This window comes from Nocardioides sp. (assembly GCF_014360585.1).
GTDB lineage: Bacteria > Actinomycetota > Actinomycetes > Propionibacteriales > Nocardioidaceae > Nocardioides.
Genome location: NZ_JACIXG010000095.1, coordinates 1 through 19,336 on the forward strand (window position 1 = coordinate 1; position 19,336 = coordinate 19,336).

The 19,336-nt window shown below is 68.7% G+C and carries 25 protein-coding genes; 14 read left to right on the top strand and 11 right to left on the bottom strand.

All coding sequences use genetic code 11. From position 1 onward, the window contains the following. Positions 1 to 222: 222 nt before the first annotated feature. From H5T77_RS22360 to H5T77_RS22400, 9 genes are all read right to left on the bottom strand, one after another. A complete protein-coding gene (locus tag H5T77_RS22360; RefSeq protein ID WP_292652818.1) occupies positions 223 to 912 on the bottom strand; it encodes a hypothetical protein in 690 nt (229 codons plus the stop codon). Then, positions 909 to 5,375, bottom strand: a complete 4,467-nt coding sequence (locus tag H5T77_RS22365) for a hypothetical protein (protein WP_292652819.1) — start codon at positions 5,373 to 5,375, stop codon at positions 909 to 911. Before H5T77_RS22365 ends, H5T77_RS22360 begins: the two co-directional genes overlap by 4 nt. A gap of 280 nt (positions 5,376 to 5,655) precedes the next feature. Next, entirely contained in the window at positions 5,656 to 5,988 is a 333-nt protein-coding gene (locus tag H5T77_RS22370) for a hypothetical protein (protein ID WP_292652820.1), read from the bottom strand. Between the two features lie 57 nt (positions 5,989 to 6,045). Further along, the gene (locus H5T77_RS22375) at positions 6,046 to 8,040 is read right to left on the bottom strand and encodes a hypothetical protein (RefSeq protein WP_292652821.1); all 1,995 of its coding nucleotides are present in this window, start codon (positions 8,038 to 8,040) and stop codon (positions 6,046 to 6,048) included. Further along, positions 8,037 to 8,372, bottom strand: coding sequence for a hypothetical protein (locus H5T77_RS22380; RefSeq protein ID WP_292652822.1), 336 nt, complete (start codon positions 8,370 to 8,372; stop codon positions 8,037 to 8,039). Before H5T77_RS22380 ends, H5T77_RS22375 begins: the two co-directional genes overlap by 4 nt. After that, positions 8,369 to 9,196 (bottom strand): type IV secretion system DNA-binding domain-containing protein, encoded by an 828-nt coding sequence (locus tag H5T77_RS22385; RefSeq protein ID WP_292652823.1) that lies wholly within the window; start codon positions 9,194 to 9,196, stop codon positions 8,369 to 8,371. Before H5T77_RS22385 ends, H5T77_RS22380 begins: the two co-directional genes overlap by 4 nt. Further along, on the bottom strand, positions 9,193 to 9,561 hold the full coding sequence (locus tag H5T77_RS22390; protein WP_292652824.1) for a hypothetical protein: 369 nt from the start codon (positions 9,559 to 9,561) through the stop codon (positions 9,193 to 9,195). The genes H5T77_RS22385 and H5T77_RS22390 overlap by 4 nt, the downstream gene beginning before the upstream one ends. Beyond that, positions 9,561 to 9,779, bottom strand: a complete 219-nt coding sequence (locus H5T77_RS22395; protein WP_292652825.1) for a hypothetical protein — start codon at positions 9,777 to 9,779, stop codon at positions 9,561 to 9,563. The genes H5T77_RS22390 and H5T77_RS22395 overlap by 1 nt, the downstream gene beginning before the upstream one ends. After that, complete coding sequence (locus H5T77_RS22400; protein WP_292652826.1) at positions 9,776 to 10,018, bottom strand: hypothetical protein; 243 nt, start codon at positions 10,016 to 10,018, stop codon at positions 9,776 to 9,778. The genes H5T77_RS22395 and H5T77_RS22400 overlap by 4 nt, the downstream gene beginning before the upstream one ends. Positions 10,019 to 10,136: 118 nt before the next feature. On the opposite strand from H5T77_RS22400, the gene H5T77_RS22405 reads away from it, so the two are divergent. The 3 genes from H5T77_RS22405 (at position 10,137) to H5T77_RS22415 (ending at position 12,121) form a co-directional block, all read left to right on the top strand. Then, positions 10,137 to 10,946, top strand: coding sequence for a GntR family transcriptional regulator (locus H5T77_RS22405; RefSeq protein ID WP_292652827.1), 810 nt, complete (start codon positions 10,137 to 10,139; stop codon positions 10,944 to 10,946). Then, a complete protein-coding gene (locus H5T77_RS22410) occupies positions 10,947 to 11,693 on the top strand; it encodes a glycosyltransferase family A protein (RefSeq protein WP_292652828.1) in 747 nt (248 codons plus the stop codon). A gap of 116 nt (positions 11,694 to 11,809) precedes the next feature. Beyond that, the gene (locus H5T77_RS22415; protein WP_292652829.1) at positions 11,810 to 12,121 is read left to right on the top strand and encodes a hypothetical protein; all 312 of its coding nucleotides are present in this window, start codon (positions 11,810 to 11,812) and stop codon (positions 12,119 to 12,121) included. Here H5T77_RS22415 and H5T77_RS22420 read toward each other — a convergent pair. Then, the gene (locus H5T77_RS22420; RefSeq protein WP_292652830.1) at positions 12,094 to 12,294 is read right to left on the bottom strand and encodes a hypothetical protein; all 201 of its coding nucleotides are present in this window, start codon (positions 12,292 to 12,294) and stop codon (positions 12,094 to 12,096) included. The genes H5T77_RS22415 and H5T77_RS22420 overlap by 28 nt on opposite strands. Before the next feature lie 141 nt (positions 12,295 to 12,435). On the opposite strand from H5T77_RS22420, the gene H5T77_RS22425 reads away from it, so the two are divergent. The 8 genes from H5T77_RS22425 to H5T77_RS22460 all read left to right on the top strand — a co-directional run bounded on the left by H5T77_RS22425 (position 12,436) and on the right by H5T77_RS22460 (position 17,369). Next, on the top strand, positions 12,436 to 13,152 hold the full coding sequence (locus H5T77_RS22425; protein ID WP_292652831.1) for a nucleotide-binding protein: 717 nt from the start codon (positions 12,436 to 12,438) through the stop codon (positions 13,150 to 13,152). A 24-nt stretch (positions 13,153 to 13,176) separates the two neighbouring features. Beyond that, entirely contained in the window at positions 13,177 to 13,653 is a 477-nt protein-coding gene (locus tag H5T77_RS22430; protein ID WP_292652832.1) for a hypothetical protein, read from the top strand. Beyond that, entirely contained in the window at positions 13,653 to 14,150 is a 498-nt protein-coding gene (locus H5T77_RS22435) for a hypothetical protein (protein ID WP_292652833.1), read from the top strand. Before H5T77_RS22430 ends, H5T77_RS22435 begins: the two co-directional genes overlap by 1 nt. A 48-nt stretch (positions 14,151 to 14,198) precedes the next feature. Further along, entirely contained in the window at positions 14,199 to 15,365 is a 1,167-nt protein-coding gene (locus tag H5T77_RS22440) for a hypothetical protein (RefSeq protein WP_292652834.1), read from the top strand. 216 nt (positions 15,366 to 15,581) lie between these two features. Next, on the top strand, positions 15,582 to 15,893 hold the full coding sequence (locus H5T77_RS22445) for a hypothetical protein (RefSeq protein ID WP_292652835.1): 312 nt from the start codon (positions 15,582 to 15,584) through the stop codon (positions 15,891 to 15,893). 34 nt (positions 15,894 to 15,927) lie between these two features. Then, a complete protein-coding gene (locus H5T77_RS22450) occupies positions 15,928 to 16,566 on the top strand; it encodes an NUDIX domain-containing protein (RefSeq protein ID WP_292652836.1) in 639 nt (212 codons plus the stop codon). After that, on the top strand, positions 16,563 to 16,961 hold the full coding sequence (locus H5T77_RS22455) for a DUF3307 domain-containing protein (RefSeq protein ID WP_292652837.1): 399 nt from the start codon (positions 16,563 to 16,565) through the stop codon (positions 16,959 to 16,961). The genes H5T77_RS22450 and H5T77_RS22455 overlap by 4 nt, the downstream gene beginning before the upstream one ends. Before the next feature lie 33 nt (positions 16,962 to 16,994). After that, positions 16,995 to 17,369 carry a hypothetical protein gene (locus H5T77_RS22460; RefSeq protein WP_292652838.1) on the top strand — a complete coding sequence of 125 codons (375 nt, stop codon included), beginning with the start codon at positions 16,995 to 16,997 and terminating at the stop codon, positions 17,367 to 17,369. 92 nt (positions 17,370 to 17,461) lie between these two features. Here the strand turns inward: H5T77_RS22460 and H5T77_RS22465 are convergent, their stop codons facing one another. Beyond that, positions 17,462 to 17,656 carry a hypothetical protein gene (locus H5T77_RS22465; protein WP_292652839.1) on the bottom strand — a complete coding sequence of 65 codons (195 nt, stop codon included), beginning with the start codon at positions 17,654 to 17,656 and terminating at the stop codon, positions 17,462 to 17,464. 353 nt (positions 17,657 to 18,009) lie between these two features. Between H5T77_RS22465 and H5T77_RS22470 the strand changes: the two genes are divergently transcribed. From H5T77_RS22470 to H5T77_RS22480, 3 genes are all read left to right on the top strand, one after another. Then, complete coding sequence (locus H5T77_RS22470) at positions 18,010 to 18,315, top strand: hypothetical protein (RefSeq protein ID WP_292652840.1); 306 nt, start codon at positions 18,010 to 18,012, stop codon at positions 18,313 to 18,315. A 291-nt stretch (positions 18,316 to 18,606) separates the two neighbouring features. After that, positions 18,607 to 18,858: a hypothetical protein gene (locus tag H5T77_RS22475; protein ID WP_292652841.1), complete on the top strand. Its 252-nt coding sequence runs from the start codon at positions 18,607 to 18,609 to the stop codon at positions 18,856 to 18,858. Beyond that, positions 18,858 to 19,145 (top strand): hypothetical protein, encoded by a 288-nt coding sequence (locus H5T77_RS22480; RefSeq protein ID WP_292652842.1) that lies wholly within the window; start codon positions 18,858 to 18,860, stop codon positions 19,143 to 19,145. Before H5T77_RS22475 ends, H5T77_RS22480 begins: the two co-directional genes overlap by 1 nt. Positions 19,146 to 19,336: the final 191 nt, after the last annotated feature.

Sequence of the window (19,336 nt, forward strand, 5' to 3'; positions counted from 1 at the left end):
CTCTGGCGGCTCCGCCGCAACAGCCCGCGGCTCCGCCGAGGGCAAAGCCCGTGCCCGCGCAAGTTCCAGCGTTTCCGCAGGTCACAGCGATTTCTTCGCGCTAAAGCGCGAAAGCATTAAGGCATTAAGACGGTAAACCGTCTTAATGCCTTAATGCAATAAACCCGGACCCACTAAAGCGCTATAACGGCTCCGCCGCCATAGCGCTTTAGTTCTTTAGCATCAGAAGAACCATTCGGGCGAGCCGTGGAATTCAGTGATGCTCATGATTCCGGACAGGCCGCCGACGTCCTCGCCGTACTTGTCAAGCAGTGCATCGCTGAGCAGCTCCGCGGCGGCATCGTCGTCGCCGGCCTCGATCAGCGCGGCCACTTCTTCCGCCGTCGAGCGCGCGATCGAGACCGTGCCCAGGTCGCGGGTCTCGTACTGGCCGGCCATCGGCCCTGTCTTGATGACCACGGTCACGCTGCCCGGGCTCATCGACTTCACGCCGGCCATCCGGCTCGCCCGGATCGCGCGAGCGCCGCCCATGTGCCGCTGCACCTTGCTCCGGCCGGCCTGCTCCGTCTCCGCAGAGGGTTTCTGAGCGCCTCGAGCCCATCGACGGACTGTCTGAGCCTGGACGCCGGCGCGGGCCGCTGTGTCCTTGATCGCGCCCGCCCGGGCGGACTTCGCGGCCTGCTCGATCTGTCGCGCCGTGCTACCGGCCGCCTCAGCAGCTCGTCGCGCCGTCGCTTCGGCCGCGTCGGCTGCCCACTTCGCCAGGTCGGCAAGGCCCATCTTCGCCGAGAGGCCACCCAGCATCGTTGACGGCTTGCCGCCGCCGGTCCTGCCGCCGGACTTCCCGCCGCGGCCTCCGCCGGCACCGCCGCCGGGCTTTCCCTTCCGGGGCTGGCTCGAGCTCGTCCTCATGCCTGTGCCCCTTCCAGCTCAGCCGCGCCGGCGGGCACGTGCACCGCCTCGTAGGCGACCCGCCACGCGTCCGCTGTGGCTTTGAGCCCGCGGAAGGAGAGGGCCGGGACGGGTGGGGTGTCTTCGGGCACGAGCTTGAAGCGGCCCGGCTGGACCGGGTCGAGACTCGGCCAGGTCGTCAGGTCAGCATCCGCGGTGATCTCGACGAAAACCGTGTCGGCGTACTTCGCTCGAGGGATGCAGCCGGCGGGCAGCTTGTCGAGGTTGCGCAGCATGTTGGCCTCGGCCTGAGCCTTCAGCAGCAGCGCCCAGTCGGGCCGGTGCCAGGCCGGCGGGGTGAGGCCCTTCTCGGAGGCGAGATAGCCGCCCAAGCTCTTGGTGTAGAGGCTCTTGACCATCCGCAGCGCGTAGCCGCCGGCGGGGGACTCGTCGGCCTTCAGCTCAGCCGACCAGCGCCCGAAGTGGTTGGCCAGGTTCTTCAGCGCGCGGCGGTGCTTCGGCCACACCAGCGCCTCCGAGACCTCCAGCTCGCGCCCGTGATCGCGGGTCAGGTAGACCGCCAGCGGCATCGGCACCCACATGTCGGCCAGCAACTCCAGGTTGTGCGGAGCGTCGACGACGTCGGCACCCAGCCGAATCCAGCCCGGCAGCTTGTAGAGGTTCTCCGGCAGCTCGTCGGCCGGCTCGTAGTGCAGCGGGTCGCCTTCGCCGAGCTCGACGCTCGCCGCGCTCGCGACGTACTGCGCGTTGACGTCGGCAGCCTTCACCGTCGAGCTCTCGGCCGGGTCGCCCGGTGTCGTGATCCAGGTCCGCGCCTTCCAGAAAGCATCGGTGCGGCGCAGATCCTCGAACAGGTCCAGGTCCGCCGACGCCGGTGCCTTCGCGCCCGGCCATTTGGTGTGACCATCGAGCAGCGCCCGGATCGTGCCGTGCGAGCCCTTCCATCGGCAGCCGGTCACCTCGTGGAAGCGGCGTACGACGTCGGCGGCCTGATCTTCGGTCAGCTCCTCACCCACCGATGCCGCCCAGGTCTGAGCCTCGCTCACCTCGGCCGGGTCGATGTCGAGCGCAGCGGCGCGCGCAGCTCGACGAGCTCCAGGAGCTCGAGGGGCGGGCGTCGCCGTCGCGGCCGGCGCGCTCGAGGGCACCTCGGCAGGGGCAGCCGGCGGCGTCTCCTCGGGCAGGGGCAGCGGGTCGTCCTCGAGCGGCGCGGCGGGCACATCCTCGCCCGCGGAAGGAAGGGGCAGCACGTTGGAGACGGCCACGGCCGGCGCCGTACCCGGGGCGTCGCACTCGCCCAGGTGCAGCGGCACCCCGTCCAGGGTGTGCGAGGCCGGCTCACCACAGCCGGCGCATGCCGCCGGTGCCTCGAGCTTGGCAACCACACCACCCGGCGACGTCGTCGGCGCCGGCGCGTCACCGCCACCATCGGGCGGCCCATCGTTGCCGCCGTCCTCGTCGCCGTACGGCGTCTCCTCGCCCGATCCCCACACCGCCGAGAGCGGGAGGTCCCACACACGCTCGAGGATGCCGGCGATCCGACGTCGGGCCATGAGCTGAGTCTTGTTGCCCTCCGTCGTGGTCAGCAGACCCACTCCAGCGGCCGCGAGCGCCTGGGAGATTCCCGGCACGGTCAGACCCAGCTTGAGGCCGGCCTGCTCTGCCGACTTCGCTGCCACCGCGGCCGCGGCCTTCGGCAGCAGCAGCAGCCGCAGCTCACCCGTGCGCGGGTTCGGGCGTACGTACCCGATCCGGACGCCGCTCGGGAGGAACACGTCATCAGCCAGGCCGGGGCGCCAGCCGCACGCGGTCGGCTCCAGGCCCTCGGGCACCTTGCCGGCGTCGTCGACGACATGGCCGTCTTGCCCGATCAGCGACTCACCCAGAAGCCGCAGGAACAGGCGGCCGGGGTCGCGCTCCTCGTCCGCGTCGGAGTCGGCGTGGGCGGCCTCGATACACGCGGGCCAGACCTTCGACGCCACGAACTCCTTGCCCTCGGCCTCCGTCCAGACGCCGCCGTCGATCATCACCTGAGCAGCGACCCGCCACCCGGCGTAGAGCCGCGAGACGTGGTTGGAGGTACGGGTGACGAACCCGAGACCGGCCAGGCGGTCAGCGGCCAGGAGCTGCCAGCGCTCGAGCGACTCCGTCAGCTTGATCGGGTCGCGGCGGGCAGCCCACTGGATCACCGCCGACAGGAACGCCGCGCGGCCGTCCGCGGCCTCCGCCGACTGCAACCGCATCAGGGTGTGCTTGTTGGCGAGGTCGACCTTCGCCCACTGCGAGGGGACGTTGAGCATCCGCTCACGCGCCGAGGTCACAGACGGCAGCATCTCGGCGGTCAGCAGCGCCATGCCCCGCGGCGGCTCGCCCTCGATCGGGTCGCCGGTGCGGTCCAGCTTCGGGCGGCCGGCGCCGTTGAACGCAGCTCGGATGAAGCTGCCCATCCGCGAGGCCGCCTCCAGCGGGCTCTTGTCGGGGGCGAAGTCGTCGTAGGCGATCACGACGTCAGCGGCCCGGTTGAGCAGCTTCATGCCGAACTTCGGCGTGCCGCCGTGCTCGGGGTCCATCTGGACGTTGGCCTCGCGAGACTTCTTGATCCGGCTGCCACTGAAGTGCTGAACCAGCACGATCGAGAACGCCGTCTTGCCGCTGCCAGGGTTGCCGACGAAGACGGGGACGAACTCCGAGTAGCCCAGGCATGCCCGGTAGGCCGCGCCGGCCAGGACCAGGCCCATGCGCGGCAGCAGCTCGTCGTCGGTCAACAGGCCGATCGAGTGAGCCGCGGCCGCCTCGAGCTCCGCCGGCGAGGTGGGCGGCGCCGGCAGGTAGTAGTTCTTCGGCGGGCCGACGAACCGCGTCGGGGTCGGCACCAGGCCGGTCGCGGTGATCGCGCCGCCGGCGTGGACGAACGCGCGACCCAGGCCCGGCAGATCCCGCCAGCCGGTCGCCTTGTGCTCAGCGATGCGCGTGACGTTCTTCGAGCGCTGTCGGACGGCGCGGGCGATCTTGGCGCGGCCGTCGCGGGTGGTCGAGTACTCGACATCGGGCCACAGCGATTCGAGCCAGTCGCCGTTTCGCCACTCCTTGGCCTCGACGCTGAGCAGCAGCTCCTCACCCGTCTCCGGGTGGCGCGCCACCAGCTCGAACCGCTCGAGCTTCGAGGCCGCGGCCTTGTCGGCCTCCTCATCACCGACCAGGCCGCCGAGAACCTGGGTCACCATCTGCACATCGCAGCCGAGCACCTCCACCAGGTCCTCGACCCACCGGTCGCTCTTGTCCTTCTTCCACCGAACCTCGTAGAGCCGGCCGGCGCGCTCCTCGAAGACCGGCACACCCGCACGGCCGGCGGGCGGCTGGCGAGGGAACTCGTAGACCTTCGCCGCCTCGCCATCCTCGGCGCCGGTTTCGCCATCAGCTCCGCCATCGGTTTCGCCAACCGCGGGCGAGCCCTTCGCCATCTCGCCGGACGTCGCCACCTGCTTCGCCACCGGGTTCGCCACCTCGGCCGGGTCGCCATCGGCTTCGCCGTCGCCACCAGTCTCGCCACCGCCGGTTTCGCCGGCGGGCGTCGCCGTGGCGAACTCCGCCAGCTTCGCCACCAGGTCCTCACGCGTCAGCGGCACCAGCTCCGCCAGGGTCCGGCCGGCCTCGAGGTGGTTCGTGGCGTCGTTACCCTCGGCCGGCTCCAGGAGCTCCACCGCCGCGGCGACGTCGACGACTGCGTCATGCACGTGCAGGCCGTGGGCATAGCCGGCGCGATCGCGGTCCACGACGATCCGCACGAGCTTGCCGCGCAGCGATTCGGTGAACTGGGGCAGCCAGACGGCCTTTGCGCGGCCTTCGGTGTCCGCGGCGCCGAACGGTGCCGACGTGGCCGCCGCGGAGCCCTCAGCGGCCTCCTGGAGCGCCTCAGCGGTCGAATCGGCGTCCTTCTCCCCCTCGTTGAGGTAGACGACGTCAGCGGCCAGGACCTCGGGCAGCCGGTACAGCACCCGGCGCGCAGGTGCGGGCATCCCCTTCCGCGGGCGGCCGTTCTTGTCGAAGCTCCGGGCGCTGTACTTCGCAACGCCACCGCGCCAACGGCGGATGTCGTAGAGGATCGTGCCCTCGGCGTCGGTGTAGGGGTACGTCGCCACCAGCTCGAGGCGAGCCTCGCCACCGCCACCAGCTCCGCCACTCGCCACCGGCTTCGCCATCGCCTTCGCCACCTGGCGAGGTTCGCCACCCGGTTCGCCATCGTCGCCACTCGCCATGTGGCGAACCTCGCCACTCGCCACGGGCTTCGCCGGCCGCTTCGCCATCGGCTTCGCCACACCCGACCCGCGGAAGGGAGGGGTGTCGAAAAGGTCCGACATCGTCAACCCGATCGCCGCCACGATGTCGCCAGTCGAGCACGGCGAGGAGAGCTGACAACGCAGCAGCACCCGGCCGCCCTTGGGGCCGTCGCCAAGCCACGTCACCGACAAGCTCGGGTCATGGTCAGGGTGCGCGGGACACAGGCAATAGGTCTGCGACCGGCCCGGCGTGCCGACCATCGCGCCGGCCTCGACCAGGGCGTCAATCACACGGCGGTAGGACGATCCGTCCGACACGGGATCTGTCATTGGAGCAGATGTCACTGCTACTCTCATTTCGTTGTCTTCGTGACGCAAACACCCAGGCCGCCGGCAAGCACCCTGGTTTCTTGACCCCCGTAGCCGCTTCCAACGGCAGCGGGGGTCACTTCATTTGTCAGCTCATCTAGGCCGCCTCGCCATCGGCTGACATGGCGAACATCGTCGCCAGCTCCGCCAGCTCTGCCAGCCCGTCCGCCGCAGCTTTCGCCATGGCGGGGTCCTCCTTCAACGCGTCGATCAACTGTGGTGTCAGCGCGCCCACCTTCAAGATGGGAACCAGCGCCAGCGCCACCGACTCCGGCAACTGCAATGCGCCGCCACGGCCAGCGCGCTCCTCCAGGAGCTCCGCCGGCAGCAGCCGCATCGCCAGCACACGCACGCCCGACAGTGACCGACCTGACGCGTTCGCGATCGCGGTCAGTGACCAGGGCTCCCCCTGCCTTTTCTGCGTCGTCATGCACGAAAACGTAGGGGTCGGCGGGCGCAGATGTCGCGGTGACACGCCGCAAAACGCTCATGCGGAGCCCTCCTCAGCCTTCGGGGCGGCCGCCGGCGCCGGCTTCGGGCGGGCGATCGGGCGGCGCTGCTCCCAGTCACGGAGCGCGGACGGCTTGTAGCAGTGGGTCTTGCCGCGCTTCTCGGCGACGGGCGGGAAACCGGGCCGCTGAGCGGCCTTCTTGAGCGCCCCGAGACCCGTGGTGACGATGCCCTGATCGACGGCGTCTCGCAGCGATACGGGGCGGTCAAACGGGATCACGTTTTCGGCGCTATCACGCTTTGACGTCATGACGTTTTGATGCGAAACCGAGGACGTCTCCACCTGTTTTCCCTGGTCAGAGCCGGACGTGGAGACGACGGGGACAGAGGACATCTCAGAGACAACCACGCCGGGAACCACCGCCGGAACCGGGCTCGAGGGCGCGATTACCTCGCCCACGGTGACGCCCGGCTCGCGGTAGAACAGCGCCGCCGGGCGCAGCTCCGCGGCGGCCTGTGCGGCCTCATCCTTGAAGCACTTCATCGACAGCTTCTTGAGCTCCTTCGGGCTGAGAACCGCACCCTGGAACTCGACGACCGACAGGCCGTGCATCGCCAGGAAGAACCGGCCCTTGCGGTCGGTCGCTCGAGCGGTCAGGTTCGGCGCGAGGAATGCCCAGGTCTGCGGGGTGGTGTTGCGACCCATGATCCGGGCCGCGTACGACTCACGAGAGGCGCCGCCGCCCATCGTGGTTGCCGTGGCCTGCTGAGCCGCGCTCAGGAGGTGAAGGCGAGGCTCGCGGCCCATGTAGGAGACCGTGCGCAGCACCGAGATGCTCGGGCACTTCTTCGGCAGATCCTTGACCGGCTTCTCGCCGGTCTCGGCGGTGTAGTTGATCTTCCAGTCCTCGCGGTACTCGTCCCACCACGGCTGGAGCTGCTCCATCAGCGCGTTGCGCTCCTCGACCACGACGAGCACCCGCGGGCACTCCGCGATCGCGGCCTCGTCCTCGCGGGCGGCCTCCTGGCGGCGGCCCATCTCGGCACCCAGGCCCATCAGGCCCTCGTGGATCTCGAGCATGCTCCGGCAGTAGAGGACGTTGGGGTGCTTGATCGCCCAGCGGTGGCTGGTGCCCTTCGGGTCGAGGATCAGCACCCGGCCGTCGTGGGCCAGGACCTGAGAGGCCATAAGCGCAATCTGCACACTCTTACCGCCACCCGAGCCGACGCTCTGCATGATGTGCGGGGCGTCGTCGTCCAGGTCGATCATGATGACCGACTTCGACCGGCCGAGACCGAGGATCAGCTCAGAGCCGCCGGCCTTCTCGATCGCCTCCTCGATGTCGGAGAGCGTGACCCGCTTCGGGACCTTCGGCAGGTGCGCGTACTCGACGTGCGGGTTGGCGCCGGCCAGGTGGTAAGTCGAGGTCATCTCCGCGCCGTTGAGGCCCAGGCGCTGGAACACGAAAGCGTTGATCTGCTGCCGTACCGAGTTGCTCGTCTGGAAGGGGCTCGCCTCGTCGTCACCGACGTAGAGCTTGACCGGCAGGTCGCAGCGGATCACCGCGTCCTCGTCCTTGTAGTTGATCGGGATGTGGAGCCAGTGGCGCGCCTTGACGGTCGAGTCCCAGCCCAGCGGGCCGGCGAGGCTCTCGTGCAGCGCCTCAACGGCCTCGAGGTGGCCGCTCAGCTCGTGGCGGCGTACGGCCAGCTCGAACAGCACACCAAGGGCCAGGCCGGCGACGGCGCACGTCAGCACCGGCGCCTGCGACCAGGCCCACCAACCGCCGATCCCGAGGACCAGCGGGACATCACGCCACAGCGCGCGCTTCCATCCAGCCATGAGCTGCCACTTGAGCGGCTCAGGCTGGAAGAAGGTCCCGCGGTGGCCAGCAGCCCAACCCGTGCCGTCAGAGACAAAGGTCGAGTTGGTCGGGTTCTCACCCATCAGCGGGGCGCCGAGCACAAACCTGAAAGGCAGCAGAATCAGCCACCCCAGGAACGACCCGTCGCTGTGACGTTCGGTCTTCATCGCTTCAGTCCCCTCCCGCCGGCGGCAACGTTGGCCACGAGCGCGACCAGGCCGGCAACCACGACGAGCGTCAGCAGTGCGAAGCTCGTCGTCTGCAACATGAAGTAGGCGCCCAGCTCGACGACACCGAGCACACCGAGCGCAGCGGCGGTCCACTTCTTCTTCTTCCGGCCAGCCCTCCAGGCGGCCACGACGTTGCCCCAGCCACGGCCGGCCAACGTCTTACGCTTCGTCTTCGGCTTCGAACCCTTGTGGTTCTTCGAGTGCTTGGAGACCTTGACGTCGTTGCCGTCCTTGTCCCTACGGACGTACTCGCGAACGTTCATCCTCATGCCGCACCCCAGATCCGGCGGGCCGAGAGGATGACCGCCGCGGCCAGGTGGCGCGACTCGTCCTCGCTCAGCGACAGCGCCTGAACCGGCGCCGCGGTCTGACCCACAGCCACCCAGAAACGGCCACGACGGTCGCTCTCAGCGTCCAGCGGCCGCGGGAGGCCCCGAGAGGCCACCGCCCAGCTCTGCGCGTTCACACGGGCGCTGATGACCCGTACGCCGTAGGCAGAGCGCGAGGCCGCCGGCAGCGCCGCCGGCGAGTTGACCGCGGCGACTACGTGCATGCGCAGCAGCGGCGAGGCCCACTCGAGCGCGGCTAGGGCGGCCACCGCCGGCGACCCGGCCGGGTCGGCCGGCGTGCGGTTCTGTTCCCAGAACCAGCGCAGCGCCTCGACGAGCTCGCCGCGGTTCTCGACGACCAGGAGCACGCGACGCATCGCGTAGAGCTCATCGTTGTCGGCAACCATCCGGTCGGCCAGCTCCTCGCCCAGGCGGACGAGCTGGAAGTGCATCTCCGCGGTGCTCGCGGCGTACGCGGCGTCCGGGTGCCCGGCCGCCCAACGGTGGCGGCCGGTGCCGTCCAGGATCACGACGTCCTCGCCGTGGGCCATGCCCTGAGCCGCGATCGAGCGCATCAGCACCCGCTTGCCCGTGCCCGAGCCGCCGACGACGAGCACGTGAGAGTGCTCGAGGTCCAGCGTCATCGGGCCGGACTCACCGGCACCGAGGATGACGGTGCCGGCGCGGGTCGCGGCCAGCTCGTCACGGACGTCGTCGAGCTCGACCATCGACGGCGCGGACTTCTTCCGGTTCCAGATCCTCATGCGAACCACCCGCCGCGCTCAGTGCCCTCAAGGCCCGCGGAAGGAAGGCGCAGCACAACGGCGAGCTGGTCGCCGTCGCCGGCCACCTTCACCGACTTACCGCAGCGCGAGCCAACGCCCCGCAGATTCGCGTGCGACACCTCGGTGTCACCCCACGGGCTACCCGGCGCCTCAGACGTCGCCGGCCGCGGGAACGGCACCACCTTCGCGACCTGAGTACCGCGCTCCGCGATCACCCGGCCCTCACGCTGGCCGCGCACGGCCATCCGAACAATCCCGACCGCGAAACCAGCCGCGATCGGCACACACACGCCCCACTGCACCAGGTGCTCACCCAGGCTCAGGGACTCAGTCAGCCACTCCATCACTTGCCTCCCTTTCGAATCAGCGCCCGGATGCACCCGGTGCACACCGCGTCGCGCTTCACGTTGGACAGCCGCTGCGGCGCCATCAGGTGCCAGCGGCTCAGGCGCCGACCACAGGCCGTACGCGCGTAGGAGCCGAGACCAGCCCGGCCCGTGTCGACGTGCCAGAAGTCGCCGCCAGAGACGCGGACGACCTGCGGGTCGATAACCACCGTCATGCCGCGACACCGACAAGGCGGACGTAGACCGGCTCCCGAAGCTCACCGCGGACGTCCTCGGCGGCCTGGTCGAGCTCGACGTGGATCTCACCGAGGGTGTCCCGGATGATCTCCAGGCCCGTGGTGCTCACCTCGCCCGTCTCGATCATCGAGTCGATCACCGCGGCGAGCTGATCGGCGGACACCGACATGAGCTCGATCGTCTTCGCGGCCTCGCTGAGCGTGTGCTGTGTGTTCATTGCTACCTCCGAGTGGTTGGGCTTTGACAGCTAGGTTAGATGACGTAGATAGTTAGGTCAACGCAGTCAGCGTACCAAGGAAGCAAGCCAACTAGTTACGGAGTGCACAATGGAGCCTGTGAAGATCAGTCAGTCCGACGCCCGGCCGCCGTTTCAGCAGATCGCGGCCCAGCTGCGCGAAGCCATCCGCACCGGTCGCCTCGAGCCAGGAGAGAAGCTCCCGAGCATCGCGGAGATCACCGAGTCCACAGGCGTGGCATACGCCACCGCCCGGCAGGCCGTCGCGGTACTGCGCAATGAGGGCTTGGTCGACACGAGAGCCGGCGTCGGCGTCTTCGTGCGGCAGCCGCACACGCGCATCACGTTCTCCAGCCTCGAGGCGCTCGAGGAAAAGGAGAACGCGCTCCTCTCCGACGAAGAACGAGCCAAGCTCGATGGGTCGATCGAGCGCCGGACAGGGCTACGCCTGGACCAGGTGATTTTCAAGCCGACCTACGCCCGCACCACGGCCGACACAGACACTCCTCAGTTCGAGGCCGGCACTCCGCTGCTTCAGCGGACCTACGAGTACCGGAGCGCCGAAGACGGAACGTTGTTGATGTGGTCGACCGGCTGGCTCCCCGTTGAGCTCATCGAGTCCGACCCTCGCCTGCTTGACGAGCAGTCAGAGCCCTGGAACGGCGGCACGCATCACCAGCTCCGCGGCGTGGGCATCGAGATCGGCAGAGTCATCAACACCGTCACAGCGCGCTCCACGACCCCCGAAGAGGCGAGAGAGTGGGGCATGCGAACCGCCGATCCGATGCTCGTATCCAGCAGCGTCCTGGAGGACATCAACGGGCGGGTCGTGTCAGTGGGACGGTCGACCTACCCGAGCGACCGAACCGAGCTTGAATTTGTCACCGACCTTCCCCGATGGGCGGACTGAATGCCGAAGATCTCGATCATCACCGCAGTCGTCGCCGGCAAGGACGACTACCTCAACGAGACGTGGCAGTCGCTCGTCGACCAGGAGCTGCCCGCCGGCTGGGATTTCGAGTGGATCATCCAGGAGGACGGCACCACCGGCGAGCCGCGCAAACGACTCGCGGCCGACGATCCGCGGATCGACTACGGCATGGGCACCTGGAGCCGCGCGGCCTCAGCTCGCACGCTTGCCGCCGGACGGATCACCGGGCGCTACGTACGCGCACTCGACGCCGATGATGTTCTTCTGCCCGGCGCACTCGCTCGCGACATTGAGGTACTCGAGCGCGAGCCTGTCGGCTGGGTAGTGTCACCGGCCATCGATCTTCACGAAGACGGGTCTCTCGTGCCCGGCCCGCGCGACCCTGACCCCGGCCTACTGCCTGATCAGATGCTCTTTGACGGCGAGGCCGCCGGAGAGATGCCGGTCCTCGGCACCACTATGACCGGCCGGACCGAGCTGATTCACGCGCTCGGTGGCTGGCCGGCGATCCCGCGGGGCGAGGATGCCGCCATCGTCGTCGCCATGGAGGCCGTCTCCCCCGGGTGGATGCAGGCCGAGCCGAGCATCTACTACCGCCGCTGGCCGGCGCAGACAACGGCAGACGGGAAAATCTTCGACCTCGCCTATGCCGCTCCGACCCTTGCCCGGGCTAAGGCACTCCGCGCGCTCGGTTGGCGCTGGACACCTACACACGCGAGTGTCTGATGTACGAGAAGGCGCAATGGGGAGTGCTCGAGCGCGAGCTCACATCCGAGCGGCACGCCCGCCGGCCAACTTTCACGCACTTCGTCACCCCCACTGATCACAACGGAGGACCACCCATGACCGAAATCGACAACGACGGCTGGACGACCCTCGGACGCGAATTCGCCGCAGAGGAAGCCCAGCGCCGCGACCAGGACCACAACGCGGGCATGCTTCCCACCGGCACCGTCCTTGCCCTGGTCGCCGCGCTCCGCTCCGACCTCATCAATCGCGGCGCTCAGCTCGAGCGCGTGACGGCCAGCCTCGAGCAGCTCGCAGCCGCCGGCTGGAAACTCCCCGCCGACCAGTGGCTCCACCTGGCCGGCGACACATGGGCCGAAGTCATGCGCCCCGAAGCGGGTCACAGCAACCCGACGACATCGAGCTGATGCCCGCATTCACCCCTGGCGATCACGTCGAAGTCACCGATCCTGGCCTTGCCGCACTCCGTGACTTCTGCCGAGTGGCTTTCCGCCGAGAGCCCGAGCCGAACCACCACGGCGTGATCACCGAGATTCGATCGGATGGGCTCATCGTCGTTGCCTTCGACGACGACGGCCACAGCTCTACTTACCCCGTCGACCAGGTGCGACACCTCCCGTAGCCCGCGGAAGGAAGGGTGAGCGTTTAAGCACTAAACACGCCGCCGTTTGACGCTAAAACACTATGGCTCTTTAGCGTCAAACGGCGTATCATGTGGCGCATGGCAACTAAAGGCACCCTCGACGAGACGGTGATCCTTGGCTTCGGATCCGGAGGCAAGGGCGGCGTTGGCAAGTCCACCTTGGCCGTCGCCGCCGCCCGCATCCTTGCCGAAGATCTGCGCGTGCTCCTGGTCAACTCCGACAGCGTCCGCACGGCGGTACGTCTGATCAAGCGCGGCCGCGACGAGCACTTTCCTTTCGACATGGCTGACGCCGTCGACGAGCTCGACCGCCTGCCCGAGCTGAGGCACAGCAACGACTATGACGTCATCGTCGTCGACCTGCCCGGCACGAAGGCCGGCGCGTTTGAGGCGATGCTGACCGGCCACGACGGCAAGCCGATCGCTGACCTTCTGGTCATCCCAAGCCGGGCGGAGTTCATCGAGCTCGAGGCCACCATCGAGAGCATCGACACCGCGGTCATCCCGGCCGGCATCCCTTACCTCCTGGTGCTCAACCAGGTGCCGACCAAGCGCCGCGATCGCGCGATGCAGCACCGCGAGACGTTGCGCAACCGGAAGAACCATCAGCCCGTCGTCGTGGCCGAAACCCTGATCACCTACTCCGCGACCTACTTCGACGCCCACGAGGCCGCGATGACGGTCATCGACATGCCCGGCGTGCACAGCTACGCCCGCGGCCTCGAGGCCGAGCAGCGCGCTCTGGTCGACGAGTACCGCACCATGCTCAACCTCCCGGCTGCCCGCCGGCGCTAACCCAACTCGGAAGGAACACCCATCATGAGCGCACACAAGCGCGGCAACCTCTCCGCCGTCGTCGACGCCCCCGAGCCCAGCTCGACCGAGGACGAGCAGAGCGCCCAGGCCGAGACTGCCCCGGTCGTCCAGGCCGTGGCCGACGAGCCCGCTTCGCCGGCTCCCGCCAAGAAGACCCGTAGCCCGCGGAAGAAGAGTGCGAGCGCGCCGGCGAAGACTGCCGCGAAGCCCGCCGCGAAGAAGGCGCCGGCCAAGAAGGCCGCGGCCGCCAAGCCCGCTCCTGAGCCCGTGCGGGTGCTCGCCGCCAACTCCGACGACGCCAAGCGCGTTTCGCTCTACCTCCACCCCGACGACTTCAAGTTCCTCGGCATGGCCAAGTTCGACGACGGCATCGAGCTCAACTCCCGAATCCGCGCGATGATCGCCATCTATAAGCACAACGAGCGCTTCCGGAACGCCGTCGACCGCGCCGCCAAGACTGCCCCTCGAGGCGGCATGTGATGTCCACGCCGACCCTCCACATCGACACCGCGCACGACGTCGCGGTTGCTCTCGGTCGCGCCCTGATCGCCCAGGGCTCCAACACCCCGGACCTCGGCGCCCTGATCGTGGCCTCGCAGGAGACGCCCGGCCGTGCCTGGATCGCTCGAGCCGCGGAGGAAGCCGGCAACTTCTGGGACTACCCGATCGACTCCCGCACGGCGCGGCTCGTGCTCGCCTCGCTCTGCGATGACCTCCGCGACCGCCAGGTCCCCGAGGAGCTCATCCAGGCTCGCTTCACCCTCGAGCTCGAGGACAGCGCCACGTCCGAGGAGCTGAACATCATCGAGTGGCTCGCGGCCGCCGGCGACGCATGGCAGGCCGCGCTTGCCGACGACGCCCAGGCCGACGCCGGCGACGACGCCGAGGACCTGGTGCCCGCCGAGATCACCGCCGAGCTCGAGCGCGCACGCGACGTACGAGACGCGTTCTACAGCCACTTCCCCAAACAGTCTTAGCCCGATCCCCCACCCTTCAAACTCCCCCGCTCTCGGAGAGGAACCCCGATGACCAGCAACACCGCAAAGCCCGCAGCTACGCCGGCACGCCGGCTCATCATCGTCGGAGCGACCGGCGCCGCCGCGATCGCTACCGGCGCTGCCTACTTCGCCATGGTCGGTTTCGGCCGCGATGTGGTCGGCATGACCGCCGTGTCCGCCTACCTCTTCGCCGGCGTCCTCGAAATCTGCCTGGTGACCGTCGCTCTGATGGCTCGCGAGGCCGCACAGCAGCAGCGCCCCAACGGGCTGCTGCTGGGGCTCACGTGGGGATTCTCTGGCGCCTCAGCCACCTTCGCCGCGGCTCATGAGATCGCCCTGGACCACTCCGCGGTTGCGGCCGGGTTCCGGTTCATCGTTCCGTTCCTGGCTGCACTGATGTGGCACCTGGTCCTCGTCGGGGATCGGCACCTCGCCAGCGGCCGGAGCTGGTCGCAGCTTCGCGCCAGCGGCCGGATGCACGCCGCTCTCGAGGCGGTGGAGGACTACCACGACGCGTGGAAGCTCCACCACGACGCCGAGCACGGCGGCACCGCTGCGACCCGGAAGAAGCTCGTCAAGGCTCGCGAGGAGATGAAGCGCGCCGGGCGGGTCGCCCGCCGCACCGTCGATCCTGAGCAGATGGGCGACGAGCTCTCGAAGTTCGTCGACGCGTTCCGCGAGTTCGCCGGCGGTGTCGAGACCGCGTGGACCCTCCAGGCCGGCACCCGCAACATCGAGACCGGCACCGCCGGTGACATCCAGGTCGAGCAGCTCGCGCCGACGCCCGACGTCGACCAGGTCGCCGCGGACCTTCAGAGCGCCGTACGCGGCCCGGCAGAGCTGCCCGCGCGTGTTTCCCCGGCCGTGCCGGTCCAGGACGCCGCAGAGGCCGTCACGGAGCCCTCAGAGCCTGTTTCGACTCCCGCCCGGCCGCATCTGGTCAAGGTGCCCGCGATGCCCGCGGAAGAGAAGGTCAGCGGCTCGGCGTCGACGGCACCCGAGCCCAGCCCGCCAGCCAAGCGCGACCAGGCCGACACCACCGCCACCGCCGAGCTCCAGCTCGAGGCCGCGGCGCTGCGAGCTGATGGCCACAAGGTCAAGGAGATCGCCCGCCGGCTCAGCGCGAAGTACGGCCGCAACGTGAGCGAGCGCAGCGTCTACCGCTGGACCGGGACCAAGGCCCAGGCGAGCTGACGCCACCTCGAGCACAGCCACCTACCCGGCGCCCCGTGACCACCTGGTCGCGGGGCGCCGGCCTATTTCAGGGCCGCGGCTCCCGGCCCGCCGGCGCACGGCTTCACCAATTCCACTGTTGACAACTTATGTTGTCACTCCTACGCTTATTTCTGACAACATAAGTTGTCGCCGGGCAAGATCCGGAAGCGCACCCACCTCAGGAGCACACCAACCATGAACGACCGCCTCCAGCTCGCCGCCAGCCGCGTCATCAACGAGTCCATCGCCGTCGTCCTCGATGAGCGCCGCGACCACCTCGAGGGCACGATCGCCGCCCGCCAGATCGTCGCCACCGCCGCGCAGACCGACGCCATCACCGCCAAGATCGACACCCTCACCGCCGCTCTGGATGAGCTGACCACCGTCGTCCAGAACACCGCCACCGACACGTTCGGCGAGGTCTCCACCGAGCTGACGTACCTCCGGGAAGCCGTCGAGCGGCTTACCCCCGCCACGATGCCCAGTGACGACGCGAACGACCTCTGACCCACCGCCGGCGACCAACAAGGAGCACACACCGATGAGCTACAACACCACCTCCAACTTCGACCCGAACACCAAGAGCGACCCGGAGCTGCGCGGCGACGACCCCCGCGCCATCGACTGGACCACCCGCCAGGCCCGCGCCGCGGTGCCCTTCAACGTCGTCGCCGGCCGACCGATCAACCCAAGCCACAACCCCGACCTCAAGCCCGGCCGCGGCGACCTGTGGCACTGGGGCGAGGCCGTGTGTAGCGATGCGGTCGTCTTCACCAGCGCCGCCGGCGAGCGTCGCCTCCTCCTCATCGAGCGCGGCGACGGTCACGGCTGGGCACTGCCCGGCGGCGGCCTCGACGAGGGCGAGAGCGCCCTCGAGGGCTGCGTACGCGAACTGGCCGAGGAGACCGGCCTCGAGCTGCCCACCAGCGCCGTAGAGCGCATGCTGCCCGCTCGCATCGTCCCCGACCCCCGCGCCGGCGTCCACGCCTGGATGGTCACCATCCCCGGCATCATCCACCTGCACCCCGGCCACACCCTCGCCGTCACCGGCCAGGATGACGCCCGCGATGCCGCATGGTTCCCGGCCAACACCTTCGCCGAGCTCGTCGACGCGATCGCCAGCCGCGGCGGCAAGATCTTCGCCGCCCACATCGAGCTCCTCAAGGAGGCCCTCGCATGAGCACCGCATTCGCCGTCGTCTTCGTCCTGCTCTACGCCGCACACATGTTGTCCGACTACCCCTTCCAGACCGACCACCAAGCCAAGTACAAGTCCGAGAAGTCCGCCGCCGGCTGGCTCGCCAACCTCACCCACGCCGGCACCCACGTACTCGTCTCAGCGCTCGCTCTCGGCGTCGGCGTCGTCCTCCTGGAGCTCGAGCTGACCGCGCCGGCCGCCGGCGCAGCTCTCGCGTGGATCGGGATCTCACACGCCGCCATCGACCGCCGCCGCGGCGTGCTCGCCTGGATGAAGCTCGCCCGCCAGACCGAGTTTCAGAAGCACGGCGGAGCCGCGCACGTCGACCAGACCGCCCACATCCTCGCGCTCGTCATCGCCGCTCTCGTGCTGGCCTGACGACAAGCAGCCCGCGGAAGGAGAATGACCGCCATGCCCACCGACCCCATCCAGGCCATCGAGGCCGCCGAGCGCGACGTACGCGAGGCCCGACGCCGACTCGACCTCGCCGTTGCGATCGCAGCCGACGCCGGCCACAGCTTCGCCGAGATCGGCAAGGCCGCCCGCATGACCCGACAGGCCGCCCGACAGCGCTGGACCGAGGAGACCCGCGCGGCCGTCCTCGCCGAAGCTCGAGCAGCCCGCATCACCATCACCTACCGTGACGGCCGCATCGAGCGTCACACCGAGACCGACGCCGACGAGATCCGCCGGCTCGAGAACCTCGCGTTCACCGACCCCGACCAGGTCGTGCTGACAAAGGTCGAGATCCCCGCCCCGCCCGGATGGGACGAGGAGGCCGACTGATCGGGACCCCGGCGACGTCGCGCTGTGCAGCTCGCACGGCGCGACGTCGCGTTTTCGGGTCGAGCTGGACGGATGTCGCAGATCCGTACGCACTAGCCGCGCAGCTCGACGAGGACCGCCAACACCTGCGCCAGGTCGGCCGGCCCGTTCACCAGCAGCACCAGGACGCCGGCCGCCAGGCCGACCAGGTGCCACAACGGCGTTCCTGCCGGCCGTAGCCGGCTCAGCACCACCACCACGGCGCACAGCGCCGTGAACAGCCCGAGCAGCGCCCACGCCTCACTCATCGCCGTTCCTCCCTTCGTTGCTCGTCTTCCATTCCAAGAAGGTCCGCCGGCGGGCAGATTCGTGACCGCTCATCGCCAAGTTCCTTTCAGCTCGATCCGGTCTCCTACTAAGGACAAGTGCCGAAATCGGCCGGTGTGTGACAGCCCCACGGCCATCTCCTCACTCGTTCGCGCTCCCCTGCCGCCAGCCGGCAGAGTCGAGCTCGAGGACACGGTGGAGGAGCTCCACGGTTAGCGTCGCGGCCTCAATTCGCCGGCCCTCACCTGAGGCAAGTGCCGGCATCGGCCGATATGTGACAGCCACATAGGATTGAGCTCGTCCGCCGGGGTCGACGCACGGAAGGGCTCGACCCATGCAGCACCAGCGCGAACGGCGCTATCCACCATCGCCCTACCCGCCGCACAGCACCGCGACCAGCGCTTACCGCGCTAACTGGGATCTCGGGTGGCGGCACCTCGGCGTGCTTGCTAACGAGTTGATCCTCAGCTTCGAGGCCGGCCTGAGCGGCGCCAGCCGGCACGGCTACCGCGATGGGCTGATCGCGAGGTGGCGCTACCTCGAGCGCGCCAAGCAGACCGAGCCCGAGATCCTCCGCGACGAAGCCGCTCAACGAGACGCAGCACGGCGGGCAGCCGTCGACGCCGACCGGCCGTACTGACCTTCTCGGCCCCGATGTTTCATATGGGGCATTGGCTCATTTGCGGCATCTCCCACCCTTCGGCGGGTGTTCCTACCGTGTTCCTACCTGGTGTTCCTACCTGTTCCTACTCGCACCCCCCCGAGTAGGAACAGCAAAATGCGCGCTTGACCTGCTCAAATAGGTCACTGTTCCTACCGTTCCTAGTGTTCCTACCACTTTTTCCCCCCAACGACATGGGGAGGTTCCGAACGGGTCGATGGAGTGGGAGACGGCACAGATGGACCGTTGCCGCAGCGGTACACTTGTGCCATGACAGCACAACTCATCGAACTCGACTCGCGCCGGCGAGCCAGTCTCAGCTCACTCGCGCACGCCGATCACGAGCGCTACCTCGCCGAAGTGGAGCCAGACGGCACCATCGTGCTCACGCCCGCCGTCGTGCTCACCGCAGCCGAGGCCGGCCTCCAAGCTCGACCCGACATCGTCGAGCAGCTCCAGGCCGGCAGCGCGCCCGGCGCCCCCTTCAGCACCCAGCGGCCGGCAAGGCGGCCCAAGAGCTGATGCGCTACTCACCCGAGGCCCTCGAGCAGATCGACGGCCTCTATGCCGATCGCGCCCTCGAGCAGCTCGCAGACCGAGTAGACGATCTGCTCGACGAGCTCGAAGCCAACCCCGGCGCAGCTCACCTGCGACGCCACCAGCTCCGCCAGCCACGCGCCAGCCAGGGAACTCCGTTCTGGTTCTTCAACGTTGCCGGCTCTGGCCAGCACTGGCGCATCATCTGGAACCTCGACGCCGACAACGAGCCTCACATCTACTACGTCGGACCCGAATGGAAAGACGCTTAAATGCTTTAGCGCGAAACCGAAGTCGCGAATTCGAAATGCGAAAGCGCCAAACCGCTTTAATGGTTTGGCGCTTTCGCATTAAAACGGTTTGGCGCGAAAAAATCGCTCTGACCAGCGAGTTTACCGTGACAAGTAATCGAAAACTGGCCAGCCTCCGGCAGCGCCGGGGGCTGTTGCGGCGGAGCCGCCAG

Excerpts from the sequence above, each read along its gene's own strand:
- H5T77_RS22440 (WP_292652834.1), top strand. The coding sequence starts at position 14,199 with ATGACCAGCAACACCGCAAAGCCCGCAGCTACGCCGGCACGCCGGCTC.
- H5T77_RS22415 (WP_292652829.1), top strand. The coding sequence starts at position 11,810 with ATGACCGAAATCGACAACGACGGCTGGACGACCCTCGGACGCGAATTC.
- H5T77_RS22375 (WP_292652821.1), bottom strand. The coding sequence starts at position 8,040 with ATGAAGACCGAACGTCACAGCGACGGGTCGTTCCTGGGGTGGCTGATT.
- H5T77_RS22480 (WP_292652842.1), top strand. The coding sequence starts at position 18,858 with ATGCGCTACTCACCCGAGGCCCTCGAGCAGATCGACGGCCTCTATGCC.
- H5T77_RS22370 (WP_292652820.1), bottom strand. The coding sequence starts at position 5,988 with ATGACGACGCAGAAAAGGCAGGGGGAGCCCTGGTCACTGACCGCGATC.
- H5T77_RS22470 (WP_292652840.1), top strand. The coding sequence starts at position 18,010 with ATGCAGCACCAGCGCGAACGGCGCTATCCACCATCGCCCTACCCGCCG.
- H5T77_RS22395 (WP_292652825.1), bottom strand. The coding sequence starts at position 9,779 with ATGACGGTGGTTATCGACCCGCAGGTCGTCCGCGTCTCTGGCGGCGAC.
- H5T77_RS22425 (WP_292652831.1), top strand. The coding sequence starts at position 12,436 with ATGGCAACTAAAGGCACCCTCGACGAGACGGTGATCCTTGGCTTCGGA.
- H5T77_RS22385 (WP_292652823.1), bottom strand. The coding sequence starts at position 9,196 with ATGAGGATCTGGAACCGGAAGAAGTCCGCGCCGTCGATGGTCGAGCTC.
- H5T77_RS22380 (WP_292652822.1), bottom strand. The coding sequence starts at position 8,372 with ATGAGGATGAACGTTCGCGAGTACGTCCGTAGGGACAAGGACGGCAAC.
- H5T77_RS22390 (WP_292652824.1), bottom strand. The coding sequence starts at position 9,561 with ATGGAGTGGCTGACTGAGTCCCTGAGCCTGGGTGAGCACCTGGTGCAG.
- H5T77_RS22400 (WP_292652826.1), bottom strand. The coding sequence starts at position 10,018 with ATGAACACACAGCACACGCTCAGCGAGGCCGCGAAGACGATCGAGCTC.
- H5T77_RS22450 (WP_292652836.1), top strand. The coding sequence starts at position 15,928 with ATGAGCTACAACACCACCTCCAACTTCGACCCGAACACCAAGAGCGAC.
- H5T77_RS22460 (WP_292652838.1), top strand. The coding sequence starts at position 16,995 with ATGCCCACCGACCCCATCCAGGCCATCGAGGCCGCCGAGCGCGACGTA.
- H5T77_RS22445 (WP_292652835.1), top strand. The coding sequence starts at position 15,582 with ATGAACGACCGCCTCCAGCTCGCCGCCAGCCGCGTCATCAACGAGTCC.
- H5T77_RS22360 (WP_292652818.1), bottom strand. The coding sequence starts at position 912 with ATGAGGACGAGCTCGAGCCAGCCCCGGAAGGGAAAGCCCGGCGGCGGT.
- H5T77_RS22430 (WP_292652832.1), top strand. The coding sequence starts at position 13,177 with ATGAGCGCACACAAGCGCGGCAACCTCTCCGCCGTCGTCGACGCCCCC.
- H5T77_RS22410 (WP_292652828.1), top strand. The coding sequence starts at position 10,947 with ATGCCGAAGATCTCGATCATCACCGCAGTCGTCGCCGGCAAGGACGAC.
- H5T77_RS22465 (WP_292652839.1), bottom strand. The coding sequence starts at position 17,656 with ATGAGTGAGGCGTGGGCGCTGCTCGGGCTGTTCACGGCGCTGTGCGCC.
- H5T77_RS22475 (WP_292652841.1), top strand. The coding sequence starts at position 18,607 with ATGACAGCACAACTCATCGAACTCGACTCGCGCCGGCGAGCCAGTCTC.
- H5T77_RS22435 (WP_292652833.1), top strand. The coding sequence starts at position 13,653 with ATGTCCACGCCGACCCTCCACATCGACACCGCGCACGACGTCGCGGTT.
- H5T77_RS22455 (WP_292652837.1), top strand. The coding sequence starts at position 16,563 with ATGAGCACCGCATTCGCCGTCGTCTTCGTCCTGCTCTACGCCGCACAC.